This is a genomic window from Microbacterium sp. PF5 (assembly GCF_004794315.1).
Classification (GTDB): Bacteria; Actinomycetota; Actinomycetes; order Actinomycetales; family Microbacteriaceae; genus Microbacterium; species Microbacterium sufflavum.
Map to the genome: position 1 here is coordinate 27,597 of NZ_SSDQ01000129.1, position 12,309 is coordinate 39,905.

Annotated in this window: 13 protein-coding genes; 8 read left to right on the forward strand and 5 right to left on the reverse strand. The window is 68.7% G+C overall.

Annotation, left to right across the window (positions count from 1 at the left end):
- The first annotated feature begins 10 nt into the window (after window positions 1–10).
- The 7 genes from DW297_RS11190 to lnt all read left to right on the forward strand — a co-directional run bounded on the left by DW297_RS11190 (window position 11) and on the right by lnt (window position 8,025).
- The gene (locus DW297_RS11190) at window positions 11–943 is read left to right on the forward strand and encodes an FKBP-type peptidyl-prolyl cis-trans isomerase (protein ID WP_136032352.1); all 933 of its coding nucleotides are present in this window, start codon (window positions 11–13) and stop codon (window positions 941–943) included.
- The gene (locus tag DW297_RS11195; RefSeq protein ID WP_136032354.1) at window positions 943–1,935 is read left to right on the forward strand and encodes a helix-turn-helix transcriptional regulator; all 993 of its coding nucleotides are present in this window, start codon (window positions 943–945) and stop codon (window positions 1,933–1,935) included. Before DW297_RS11190 ends, DW297_RS11195 begins: the two co-directional genes overlap by 1 nt.
- The gene (locus DW297_RS11200) at window positions 1,932–2,915 is read left to right on the forward strand and encodes a helix-turn-helix transcriptional regulator (protein ID WP_136032356.1); all 984 of its coding nucleotides are present in this window, start codon (window positions 1,932–1,934) and stop codon (window positions 2,913–2,915) included. Before DW297_RS11195 ends, DW297_RS11200 begins: the two co-directional genes overlap by 4 nt.
- A gap of 45 nt (window positions 2,916–2,960) precedes the next feature.
- Window positions 2,961–3,197: a Sec-independent protein translocase subunit TatA gene (gene tatA, locus DW297_RS11205; RefSeq protein WP_136032358.1), complete on the forward strand. Its 237-nt coding sequence runs from the start codon at window positions 2,961–2,963 to the stop codon at window positions 3,195–3,197.
- Between the two features lie 57 nt (window positions 3,198–3,254).
- Window positions 3,255–4,013: a twin-arginine translocase subunit TatC gene (gene tatC, locus DW297_RS11210; RefSeq protein ID WP_136032443.1), complete on the forward strand. Its 759-nt coding sequence runs from the start codon at window positions 3,255–3,257 to the stop codon at window positions 4,011–4,013.
- A complete protein-coding gene (locus DW297_RS11215; protein WP_136032360.1) occupies window positions 4,010–6,484 on the forward strand; it encodes a DEAD/DEAH box helicase in 2,475 nt (824 codons plus the stop codon). The genes tatC and DW297_RS11215 overlap by 4 nt, the downstream gene beginning before the upstream one ends.
- Before the next feature lie 98 nt (window positions 6,485–6,582).
- Entirely contained in the window at window positions 6,583–8,025 is a 1,443-nt protein-coding gene (gene lnt / locus DW297_RS11220; protein ID WP_446724370.1) for an apolipoprotein N-acyltransferase, read from the forward strand.
- Here the strand turns inward: lnt and DW297_RS11225 are convergent.
- From DW297_RS11225 to DW297_RS11240, 4 genes are all read right to left on the reverse strand, one after another.
- Complete coding sequence (locus DW297_RS11225; RefSeq protein ID WP_136032364.1) at window positions 8,022–8,405, reverse strand: RNA polymerase-binding protein RbpA; 384 nt, start codon at window positions 8,403–8,405, stop codon at window positions 8,022–8,024. The two genes, lnt and DW297_RS11225, sit on opposite strands and share 4 nt — an antisense overlap.
- A 119-nt stretch (window positions 8,406–8,524) precedes the next feature.
- A complete protein-coding gene (locus DW297_RS11230) occupies window positions 8,525–9,301 on the reverse strand; it encodes a glycerophosphodiester phosphodiesterase family protein (protein WP_136032366.1) in 777 nt (258 codons plus the stop codon).
- The gene (locus DW297_RS11235; protein ID WP_136032368.1) at window positions 9,298–10,227 is read right to left on the reverse strand and encodes an SPFH domain-containing protein; all 930 of its coding nucleotides are present in this window, start codon (window positions 10,225–10,227) and stop codon (window positions 9,298–9,300) included. The genes DW297_RS11230 and DW297_RS11235 overlap by 4 nt, the downstream gene beginning before the upstream one ends.
- A gap of 8 nt (window positions 10,228–10,235) precedes the next feature.
- Window positions 10,236–10,709, reverse strand: a complete 474-nt coding sequence (locus DW297_RS11240) for an NfeD family protein (RefSeq protein ID WP_136032370.1) — start codon at window positions 10,707–10,709, stop codon at window positions 10,236–10,238.
- Window positions 10,710–10,830: 121 nt separating this feature from the next.
- Here DW297_RS11240 and DW297_RS11245 point away from each other — a divergent pair, with 121 nt between their 5' ends.
- Window positions 10,831–11,595, forward strand: a complete 765-nt coding sequence (locus DW297_RS11245) for an SDR family oxidoreductase (protein WP_136032372.1) — start codon at window positions 10,831–10,833, stop codon at window positions 11,593–11,595.
- A gap of 64 nt (window positions 11,596–11,659) precedes the next feature.
- Here DW297_RS11245 and DW297_RS11250 read toward each other — a convergent pair whose 3' ends face one another.
- Entirely contained in the window at window positions 11,660–12,256 is a 597-nt protein-coding gene (locus DW297_RS11250) for an HdeD family acid-resistance protein (RefSeq protein ID WP_136032374.1), read from the reverse strand.
- Between the last annotated feature and the right edge of the window lie 53 nt (window positions 12,257–12,309).

The window sequence follows — 12,309 nt, forward strand, 5'->3', positions numbered from 1 at the left end:
ACTGGAGCGCGTGCGTAAAACGTCCGCCGTTCTGGCCACCCTCAGTCTCGCCGCCCTCGCTCTGACCGGGTGCAGCGTGACCGCGTCTTCCGCCGACGCCTCGTGCGATCGCACGGGCCACGCGAACGGCATCGGCGACGCCGTGACTGTCGACGGAGAGGTCGGCTCCACGCCCGACGTCGACATCTTCAGTCCCCTCCGCCTGACCGAGACGTCGTTCACCGACGCGGTGACCGGAGACGGCCGTCGCATCGTCGACGACGCGCAGCCGATCATCGTGCAGCTCTCGATCTACAGCGGCGAGACGGGTGAGAAGGTGTTCGCCACGTCCTACGACAGCGACAGCACGCGCGCGTCCAGCATCGAGTCGTGGGCCTCGCAGGCGCCCGGCCTTGCCGACGTCCTCGAGTGCGCGACCGCCGGAAGCCGCGTCGTGGCCGGGCTCACGCCCGACGACTTCGGTGCCGCGAATCTCAAGGGCTTCGGCATGGCGGAGGACGACGTCGCCGTCTTCGTGGTCGACGTCGTCGATGCGTTCCACCCGAGCGCCGAGGGCTCGCTGCAGTTCAACGATGCGCAGGGCATGCCGACCGTGGTCCGTGCTCCCGACGGCACTCCCGGCGTGATCATCCCGGACAGCGCCGCACCGAAGAAGCAGGTCGTGCAGACGCTCATCCTCGGTGACGGAGAGAAGGTCACGAAGGACGACTCTCCGCTCGTTCACTTCACGGCCGTGGGCTGGGACGACAAGAAGGTCATCCAGAGCTCCTGGGGCCAGCAGGCCGTCGACCAGATGGCGCAGATCGCACCCCCCGTGGCTGAGGCCCTCGTGGGGCACCCGGTCGGCTCGCAGGTGCTCGTCGTGCTCCCGAAGACCGAGAACTCCGTCGCGATGGCCGTCGTGGTGGACATCCTCGGCATCGCCCCCTCAGCCGCTCCGTGATGGCCGCCCGGATCCCTGCCGAAGAGCGCCTGACGAACCTCGTCGTGGCGCTGATGGCGACGGAGATCGGGCTGACGAAGCAGCAGATCCTCGACAACGTCTCGGGGTATCGGCAGCGGGCGGACGCGGGTACGCGCTCCGATGCCCTGGAGAAGATGTTCGAGCGCGACAAGGACGAGCTCCGGTCGCTCGGCGTGCCGATCGAGACGATCGGCGATGCTGCCGACCCGAACGATCTCCGGGAGGCGCGGTACCGCATCCCCCAAGCGGAGTACGACCTGCCGAGCGACATCGAGTTCACCGCGGCGGAGCTCGCGGTGCTGCGCCTGGCGGGAAGCGTGTGGAGTGCGGAGTCGGTCTCGGGCGACGCGCAGTCGGGGGTGCGCAAGATCCGCGCCCTCGGTATCGACGGCGATGAGCCGATCATCGGCTTCGCTCCGCGCATCACCGCACGGGACGCGGCCTTCTCTCCGCTGCAGGACGCGATCGAGCGCAGCCGTGTGGTGTCGTTCGACTATCTGAAGCCCGGCGAGGATGCGCCGCGTCGTCGCCGCGTCCGGCCGCTGGCACTGGTGGACTATGAGGCGCGCTGGCACGTCTACGGGGTCGATGTGGATGTGGAGGAGGACCGCACCTTCCTGCTGAGCCGCATCGTGGGCGACGTGGCGGTGAGCGCGACGTCGTTCGACCCCGCCCTCCGCGAGGGAGCGGGGGAGCGCGCGCTGAGCGGACTCGAGCAGGTCGCTGCGGCGAACTCCGCGCTTCTGGAGGTGACTCCGGGCACCGAGGCCGCGCTGAGGCTCGGACGACGCGCGACCGCCGCCGCGCAGGGCATCCGCGTGCCATTCGTGGACCTGCACATCCTCGCCGACGAGCTGGCCTCGTACGGTCCCGAGGTACGGGTGGTCGAGCCTGCCCCGCTGCGTGACGCCGTGGTCGCCCGGTTGTCCGCTGTCGTGGAGGCGCACACCGACACGGGGGCACGCGCATGAGCCCGCAGCAGAAGCCGCTCCTTGCCGCTGATCGCGTACGCCTGTACCTGACACTCGTTCCCTACCTGCTCGAGCACGGGCAGGTATCTCTCGCGGAGGCCGCGGAGGAGTTCGGCGTCACGCCGCGCGAGATGCGCGCGATGGTCGAGAAGCTCACCGTGATCGGATTGCCGGGCGAGGCCGGATTCTGGCAGCAGCCTCAGGAGATGTTCGACATCAACTGGGACCTGCTCGAGCTGGAGGACGTCATCGAGATCACGAACGACGTCGCGCTGCGCCGGGTTCCGCGGTTCACCGCCCGGGAGGCCGCCGCGCTCCTGGCCGGGCTGCAGATGGTGGCGGCCGTTCCGGCGGTCTCCGACTCGGGTCTCGTCGCCGGTCTGATCTCGAAGCTCTCCCGCGGTGCGGCCGATGCCCCCGCCGATGTCGTCGTGGCGCCGAGCGCCGTCGACGAGGTCCGTTCCGTGGTGTCGCGCGGGCTGCAGCAGGGCGTCGCCGTCTCGTTCACCTACCAGGCGCCTGACTCGACTCCGACCACGCGCACCGTCGATCCCGTCCAGATCCTGATCACGAACGGGCAGTGGTACCTGCAGGGATGGTGCCACATGCGCGAGGCGATGCGTACCTTCCACCTGGATCGGGTGAGCGAGCCGACGCTGACCGACATCCCCAGTACCCACGGCGGCGACCAGGTTCCCGAGGCGTTCGCCGGTCTGGAGGACGAAGGCGAGGTCACGGTGCGCGTGCCGGAGCGGCTCGCCCCGTTGCTCAGCGGGTTCCTGCCGGCGGAAGCGATGGAGCCCGCGAACGGCGTCGTGACGGCCCGTCTGCATCTGGCGGACCCGCGGGGCATCAAGCGCCTCGCGGCCAGGTTCGGCGGAGCGATGGAAGTCCGGGAGCCGGGAGTCGCTCGGTCGGCGACGCGCGAGTGGGCGGAGGCGGGACTCGCGCTGTACCACCAGCCCGATACGCAGGATTGATCTGTAGACTGGGGACGAAAGCCCCCCGACGACGGGAATGTCGATATGTTCGCTGGAATGCAAGGCTGGCACCTGCTGATCGTGCTCGCCGTCATCCTCCTTCTCTTCGGCGCTGCCAAGCTGCCGGCGCTCGCGAAGAGCATGGGGCAGTCCGCCCGCGTGTTCAAGGGTGAGATGAAGGCGATGAAGGAAGAAGATGCGACGCGCGCCGAGTCCGCCGTCGCTGAGCCCACCTCGGTGAAGGACACGGGCGCCGAACCTGAGACTCCGCCTCGCGCCTGACCGGCCGTGGCAGCCATCGAACCGACCGTGAAGGCGAAGGCCGACCGGGATCGGCGGATGTCGCTCGGCGCGCATCTCGTCGAGCTGCGGAAGCGTCTCATGTACGCTGCCCTCGCGCTGGTGGTCGGCATGGTGATCGCGTTCATCGTCGCGGACCCGGTCATCCACTTCATCACGGAGCCCATCCGGATCATCACCGAGAAACGCGGCGACGATTTCAGCGCGCTGAACTTCGGCACGGTGACCGCGGCCTTCGACATGCGCATGCGCATCGCCTTCTCGATCGGGCTGTTCCTGTCCGCGCCCATCTGGCTGTGGCAGGTCTGGGCGTTCATCATGCCGGGGCTCACGCGCAAGGAGATCAAGTACACGGTCGGCTTCGTGCTGGCCGCGGTTCCGCTCTTCTTCGCCGGCTGCTACCTCGGCGTCATGATCATGCCGCACGTGATCGAACTCATGTGGAGCTTCACCCCCGAGGGCGGGACGAACTTCTACTACGCGCAGGAGTACTACGACTTCGTCTTCAAGCTGATGATCGTGATCGGGGTGTCGTTCGTGCTCCCGGTGTTCCTGGTCGCGCTGAACCTGGCCGGCGTCATGTCGGGTCGCGCCATCCTCAAGGGTTGGCGAGTCGCGGTCCTCATCGCGACGATCTTCGCCGCCCTCGCGACTCCCGCCGCCGACGTCGTGAGCATGCTGATGCTCGCCGGGATCCTCATCGTGCTGTTCTTCGCCGCCGCGGGACTCTCTCTGCTCTTCGATCGGCGCAAACGGAAGAGGGATGCGGCCGCCGGCATCGTCCCTGACGCCGTATGAGTTCTCCGTCCGACCGTTACGCGCAGGCGCAGGACGCGGCGAGCCATCCGCAGACCGTCGCCTTCGCCGCGCGCCAGCGATTCCAGCTCGATCCGTTCCAGCTGGCCGGGTGTCACGCCCTGGAGAACGGGCGCAGCGTGCTGGTCGCGGCGCCGACCGGAGCGGGCAAGACGATCGTCGGTGAGTTCGCGATCCACCTCGCGATGCAGAGCCCGACGGACAAGGCGTTCTACACGACGCCGATGAAGGCTCTGTCGAACCAGAAGTTCCGCGAGCTCGTCGACGTCTACGGCCCCGACGAGGTCGGGTTGCTCACCGGCGACACGAACATCAACGGCAACGCTCGCATCGTCGTGATGACGACCGAGGTGCTGCGGAACATGATCTACGCGGACTCCGCCGCGCTCCGCGATCTGCGCTACGTCGTGATGGATGAGGTGCACTACCTGGCCGACCGGTTCCGCGGAGCCGTGTGGGAGGAAGTGATCATCCACCTGCCCCCGCGCGTGCGTCTGGTCTCCCTCAGCGCGACGGTGTCGAATGCGGAGGAGTTCGGCGACTGGCTCGACACGGTGCGGGGCGACACGGAGGTGATCGTGTCCGAGGTGCGGCCGGTGCCCCTGGAGCAGCACGTGCTCGTGCGCGACGACCTGCTTCCGCTGTTCGACGACAGGGCGGGTCTCGCGACGGCCCAGGTCAACCAGGAGCTCATGCGGATCCGCTCCTTCACGGGCTCGACGTACGAGGCGAATCGGCAGGCGCAGTCGTATCGCAGCAACCGTCACGCTGGACGGCAGGCGCAGCGCCCGCCTCGCGGCGGACGACGCCCGGTGCGCTCGGCCAACGCGCGTCGCATCGAGCGGATGGATCGCCCGGATGTGGTCGAGCTCCTGGAGCGGTCGAGTCTCCTGCCCGCCATCTTCTTCATCTTCAGCCGTGTCGGCTGCGATGCCGCCGTGCAGCAGGTCCGGCGCGCGGGCATCCGCCTCACCTCGAACGAGGAGCGGGCCGAGATCCGCGCCATCGTCGAGGAGCGCACGCGCACCCTGCAGGACGAGGATCTCGGTGTGCTCGGCTACTGGGAGTGGCTCGACAACCTCGAGCGCGGCGTGGCCGCCCATCACGCCGGTCTGCTTCCGGCGTTCAAGGAGGTCGTCGAGGAACTTTTCCAGCGCAAGCTCGTGAAGGTCGTGTTCGCGACCGAGACGCTCGCTCTCGGCATCAACATGCCGGCCCGGACCGTCGTGCTGGAGAAGATGGAGAAGTTCAACGGCGAGGCGCGTGTCGCGATCACGTCCGGCGAGTACACGCAGCTCACCGGGCGGGCGGGTCGCCGGGGGATCGACGTGGAGGGCCACGCGGTCGTGCAGTGGACCGAGGGCATGGATCCGCAGGCCGTGGCCGCCCTCGCCTCCCGACGCACGTATCCGTTGAACTCCAGCTTCCGGCCGACCTACAACATGGCCGTCAACCTGATCGACATGTTCGGGAAGGGCAGGGCGCGGCAGATCCTGGAGTCGTCGTTCGCGCAGTTCCAGGCCGATCGCGCCGTCGTCGGCCTGGCGCGCCAGGTGCGTGAGGCGGAGGAGTCTCTTGCCGGTTATCGCTCCGCCATGGCCTGCGAGCACGGCGACTTCCCCGAGTACGCCGCGATCCGCCGTGAGCTCAGCGACCTGGAGAAGAAGAACCGGCAGGACGCGAACGCGCCGCGTGCCGCACGGGACAAGCGGATGAAGCGCATCCAGTCGTTGCGCACGCAGATGCAGCGACATCCCTGCCACCGCTGTCCGGATCGCGAGGCGCACGCGCGGTGGGCCGAACGCTACTGGAAGCTCAAGAGGCAGACCGATCGCACGCGCCGCCAGATCGAGAACCGCACCGGGACCGTCGCGCGGGTGTTCGATCGCGTGGTGGAGGTGCTGGAGACACTCGACTACCTCCGCCGAGACGACGACGAGACCCTGCTGACGGAGGCTGGCCGCACCATGCGGCGGATCTACGGGGAGCGTGACCTCCTGGTCGCCGAGTCGCTGCGTCAGGACCTCTGGAAGAGCCTGGACGCTCCGTCTCTCGCCGCCATGGCCTGCTGCCTCGTGCACGAGCCGCGGCGGGACGAGTCGAACACGGGGGAGCGAGGTCTGCCCCGGGGCCCGTTCCGCGCCGCGTACGACCGGACGACCGCCCTCTGGGCCGAGCTGGACGACCTCGAGCGGGATCACCAGCTGCCCGGCAGCGAGCCCCTGGCCGCCGGCCTTGCGGGGGCGATGCATACCTGGGCGCGTGGGGGTGCGCTCGACCGCGTCCTGATCGACGCCGACATGGCCGCCGGAGACTTCGTCCGCTGGGCGAAGCAGACGATCGACCTGCTGGACCAGCTCTCGATCGTCGCCGAAGACCCCGCTCTCGCGCGCACCGCTCGGCTCGCCCTCGACGGCGTGCGGCGGGGCATCGTCGCCTACTCGTCGATGTGAGGGTGAGCGCCGTGACCGATCCGTCCGTCCCCGTCCGCCCGCGTGCCCTCCTGCCGCTGTGGGGCGCGGTGCTCGCTGCTGTCTGGGCGGCGGTGCTCATGGATCTCGCGTTCCCCGAGGCCGCGGTGTGGATCCTCGCGTTCCCGGCCACCGGGCTCCTGCTGCTGGCGTTGATCGGGCGACGGGCGGGCGGCGCCCTGCTCGTCGGCCTCGTGTACGGCGTCGTCTTCTTCGGTCTGCTGGTGTCCTGGACCTCCCGCTACCTCGGGCCTTTGCCCTGGGCGGCGCTCAGCGTCGTCGAGGGTGCGCTGACCGCGGTCGCGCTCGTCCCCATCGCCCTGGCCTACCGCTGGCTTCCGCGGGCATTCCCCGGCACGGCTGGCCGCCTGCTCATCCTGCCGACGGTGGTCGCCGCACTGTGGGTCGGGCGGGAGCTCTTCCTGGGCTGGTGGCCCTACGGCGGATTCCCGTGGGCGCGCCTGGGCATGAGTCAGGCCGAGAGTCCGCTCGCTCCGGTCACCTCGTGGCTGGGGGTCAGCGGGCTGAGCTTCCTGATGGTGCTGCTGACGGCCATGGTGATCGAGCTGGTCCGGACCGGGTCCTGGCGGCGTCCGCTGCGGCTGGTCGTTCCCGCAGCAGTCGTGGTGGTGCTGGTGTTCACCCCGCTGTTCCCGACGGCAGCCACGGGGACGATGCGCATCGGAGCCGTGCAGGGGAACGGACCGACGGGCTACTTCGACTCGCGCGAACCGTTCTCCGTGATCCAGGCCCAGACCGAGGCGACTGCGCCCCTCTACGGCGAGGATCTCGATCTGCTCGTGTGGCCGGAGGGATCCCTCGACGCCGATCCCGCCGAGGGCTCGGCTCTCGCCCGCCGGATGACCTTGGTCGCCAATCGGGTGGATGCCCCGTTGCTCGCCAACGCGGCGACCGCGCGAGGCGACCGCTTCTACAACACGTCGATGCTGTGGACCCAGAGCGGTGAGGCGTCGCAGTCGCACGACAAGCGCCACCCCGTGCCGTTCGGTGAGTACGTTCCCGACCGCGCCTTCTTCAATGCGCTGGTCCCTGATCTGATCGGGCTCATCCAGCGCGAGTACACGCCGGGCACGAACGCTCCCATCGTCGAGGTCGACGGTGTGAAGGTGGGTCTCGCGATTTGCTTCGACGTGATCTACGACGACGTGATCCTCGAGGGCATCGGCGGCGGCGCGCAGGTGCTGGTGTTCCAGACCAACAACGCGGACTTCCGCGGTACCGACGAGAACCTCCAGCAGCTCGCGTTCGCGCGCATGCGGGCGATCGAGACGGGCCGGAGTGTGGTGAACATCTCCACGGTCGGCACGAGTCAGGTGATCCGCCACGATGGCCGGACCATCACCAGCCTGGACGCGGATGAGGCCGGAGCGATGCTCGAGGATGTCGAGCTGCGCTCCGGCCTCACGGCGGGTGTCGTCCTGGGCCCCTGGGTGCAGCAGGTGCTGCTGTGGGGCGGGGTGGGCGCGCTCGTGGTCGGGTGGTGGCGCGCCCGTCGGCGTTAGGCGCCGATCTTCTCCCTAGTGGGATCTTCTCCCGCGCCGCGGCGGGCACGGATGAAGGCGAGCCGCTCTTCGAGGAGCTCCTCGAGCTCGGCGCGGGTGCGGCGCTCCATCAGCATGTCCCAGTGCGTGCGGGCGGACTTCTCGTCGCTCGCCTCGATGGTGACGGACTGACCGTCGACCTGCAGTCGGGCCTCAGCACCGCAGGCGCGGCACTCCCAGGTCTGCGGGGGTTCGGCGTCGGCCGCGAACATCAGGGTGGTGTCGTGTCCGCACGTGTCACAGGTGTAGGTGGTCTCACGGCGCTCCATGAAAACGACGCCCTCTTCGCTCTGTAGGCTCTGGGCGCCGAGTCGGATGCCGCGCAGGCTGCGATCTGCCATTGTGTGGTCCTCTCGTCGCTGTCAGGTATAACGCTCGAGCCTGTGGGCTTCATCCACGTGACCGCGATCTCGGCGGTATTCACAGTGGAATCCCAGCGCCGGCGGGTAAAGAGCTCGCCCTACTCTGGAGCGAGGACCGAGACCGCGAGGTCGGCGCGGTCCGACACGATCCCGTCCACCCCCATCCGGTGGAGACGACGCATCTCATCCGGGTCGTTGACCGTCCAGACGTGCACCTCGATCCCGGCCCGATGCGCCGCCCGCAGGAGCGCGGGGGTGAGGACGGTCAGGGCGCCACGACGCTCCGGTATCTGGAGCGCGTCGATGTCACGCAGGGCACGCGCGGGGGAGAGGCGGAGGGCCGACAGCGCGCGGGCCGAGGCGATCGTGCGGCGTCCGCCCGACGTGGCGGGGCGCTGCGCGGCCCCGGCGCGTCTCACTTCCTCGACCGTCGCTCGACGGCTCGCGTCGGAGAAGCTCGTGATCAGGACGCGCTCGGTGTGCGGGGCGAGGACGGGGCCGAGGAGTCCGGCCGCAGCCGGCGTCTTGACGTCGATGTTGAAGCGCACGTCGGGGAAGGACGAGAGCGCATCACCGACGGTGAGCAGCCCGCCGTGATCGGCGAAGAGTGCACGCAGCTCACGGGTGCGGACCTCGCTCACCGCGCGCGAGTCGTCAGCGAGGCGGCGCAGGTCGGGGTCGTGCACCAGGACGACGTCCCCGTCGGCGGTCACCTGGCAGTCGGTCTCGATGTACTCGACGCCGGCCGCGTGCGCGGCGGCGAAGGCCCCCGCCGTGTTCTCCCACACCCCGGATTCCTCGCCTGCGGCGGTCACCAGACCGCGATGCGCGAAGATCCGCGGGGAGCGGGCGTTCGTGAAGAACGGGTGCGTCACACGCGGGGTGCGGGGTCCGTGGGCCCCTGGCCCGGCTTCGGGGTGAAGGCGCTGCCGATGCCCTTCAGTGCCTCCGTCAGTTCGCTGGGCACGATCCACAGCTTGTTGGACGGGCCCTCGCTGATCTTCGGCAGCATCTGGAGGTACTGATACGCGAGGAGCTTGTCGTCGGGAGCGCCCTGATGGATCGCGCTGAAGACGTTCTGGATCGCCTCCGCCTCGCCCTGGGCACGGAGCACGGCCGCCTGCTTGTCGCCCTCCGCCCGCAGGATCTCCGCCTGCCGCAGACCCTCCGCCTCGAGGATGGCGGACTGCTTGGTGCCCTCCGCCGTGAGGATGGCGGCACGACGGTCCCGCTCGGCGCGCATCTGCTTCTCCATGGAGTCCTGGATCGAGACGGGCGGGTCGATGGCCTTCAGCTCGACGCGACCGACGCGGATGCCCCACTTGCCGGTGGCCTCGTCCAGCACCACGCGGAGCTGCCCGTTGATGTTGTCGCGGCTGGTCAGTGCCTCTTCGAGGTTGAGACCGCCGACGACGTTGCGCAGCGTGGTCGTGGTGAGCTGCTCGACGGCGCCGAGGTAGTTGGCGATCTCGTATGTCGCCGCGCGCGCGTCCGTCACTTGGAAATAGACGACGGTGTCGATCGACACGACCAGGTTGTCCTCCGTGATCACCGGCTGGGGCGGGAAGGAGACGACCTGCTCGCGCATGTCGATCAGCGGGCGGAGGCGATCGATGAAGGGCACCAGGATGTTCAGCCCAGGGGAGAGGGTCTTGTGGTAGCGGCCGAGCCGCTCGACGACACCCGCGGTCGCCTGGGGGATGATGCGGATGGCCCTGGCGATGGTGACGATCACGAAGATGATGACCGCGATCACCAGGATCCAGATGATCACCGTGGGGATGAACGATGCGTCGTCCACGTGTTCTCCTAGTCGTTGAGGGGACGGACGATCGCCGTGGCGCCGTTGATGGCGGTGACGGCGATCGGAGCGCCCTGGGGGATGGGCACGGGGGAGGACGAGCGGGCCGTCCAGGTGTCGCCGTTGGCGAGCTTGGCTTGCCCGGACACCTGCGTGATGTCGCTCAGTGCGAAGCCGCGCAGATCGACCAGAGCATCCACGTTCGACCGGGCCGGGTCGGCGCCGCGATGCAGCCGCCGCAGCAGCGGAGGCCGGAGGAACAGGATGAAGAGGGCGGCAGCGATGCCGGCGATGATGATCTGGATCCACACCGGCACGCCGAGGAAGTCCGTGACGAGTCCGACCAGGCCGCCGAAGCTGAGCATGAGGAACGTGAAGTCCAGCGAGAGCATCTCGATCACGAGGAAGACGGCGATGAGGACCAGCCATCCGATCCACGCCCACTGGTCGATGAACACGACGAAAGTCGAGAAGTTGTCCATTCGGCCTCCTTTGTGGTCAACGTATCACGCGCTGCCCCGGCGATCGGGGTGCCCTCGCGACCGCTTGGTAATGTGAGAGAGCCGTGCGCTCACGGCGTTTCACGCATCATGAGGAGTCACCGTGACCGACGTTCTTCCCGCAGGATCCCTCGACGGCAAGGTCGCCCTCGTGACCGGCTCGTCCCGGGGGATCGGCGCCGACACCGTCCGCTACCTCGCCGAGGCGGGCGCCGACGTCGTGATCAACTTCCGCAACAAGGCTCCGCGCGCGGAGAAGCTCGCTGCAGAACTGCGCGAGCTCGGTCGGAGGGTCCTCGTCGTCGGCGCGGATCTGACTGACACGGCGTCGGTGGACGCCATGTTCGACGCGGTGCGCGCGGAGTTCGGCCGCCTCGACGTGCTCGTGCTCAACGCCTCCGGCGGTATGGAGTCCGGGATGGCGGAGGACTACGCCCTCACGCTGAACCGCGACGCGCAGCTGAACGTGCTGAACGCGGCCACCCCGTTGCTCGACGACGGCGCCCGTGTCGTCTTCGTGACCAGCCACCAGGCCCACTTCATCCGCACCACCCCGACGATGCCGGAGTACGAGCCGGTCGCCCTCTCCAAGCGCGCCGGTGAGGATGCGCTGCGCGAGCTCATCCCCGGTCTCGCCGAGAAGGGCGTCGGTTTCACCGTGGTCTCCGGCGACATGATCGAGGGCACCATCACGGCCACGCTCCTGGAGCGTGCGAACCCCGGGGCCATTGCGGAGCGCCGCGAGTCGGCCGGGCGCCTGTACAACGTGTCCGAGTTCGCGGCCGAGGTCGCGAAGGCGGTCATCGATCCGGTCCCCGAGGACAACACGCGGCTCGTCGGCGACGTGAGCGCCTTCACCGCCTCCTGATCCTCGGATACGACTCCGCCCCGGCCCGCTTGTGGCGGCACCGGGGCGGAGTCGTCTCGTGAGGTCAGACGGCGGGGGAGCCCTGCACGTCGGCGATCACGTTCTTCTCGTCCTTGCCCAGCGTGATGGCCCGGACGATCTGGACGATGCCGAGCACGATCAGCGAGATGCCGAGGAGCAGCCAGAACGCGAAGCCCGCGATGGCCGGCGAGAACAGCACGATGATTCCAGCGACGATGCTGAGGATCGCGTAGAGCACGGTCCAGACGCGGGACCCGTCGCTGCCGAGGAGCGAGAGGGCCACGACACCGTCGACGATCCAGCTCACGCCGATGAAGATGACCACGACCAGGGCGAGCGTCGCCGCCGCCACGTTGAGGTTGAAGAACGCGATGACTCCGGCCGCGATGTACAGCAGGCCGAGGACGATGTGGCCGACCCGTGCCCAGCCGCCCTTCGCCTGCGAGAAGATGCCGAGCCCGATGTAGACGATGCCGGCGACGACGAGGTACGACGCGAAGATCGCCGTGACGATGACGGCCGACTTGACCGGCCAGACGAGCAGGACGATGCCTGCGAGCAGGGCGAGCACGCCGGACACGGCGAGGGCGATGCGGATGGAGGAGAAGAACGACTTCGTCTCGTTGATTGCTTCAGACATGGTTGGGGACCCTTTCTGAGAAGATCCTGTGAGGATGCCCCCAGGGTAGCGCT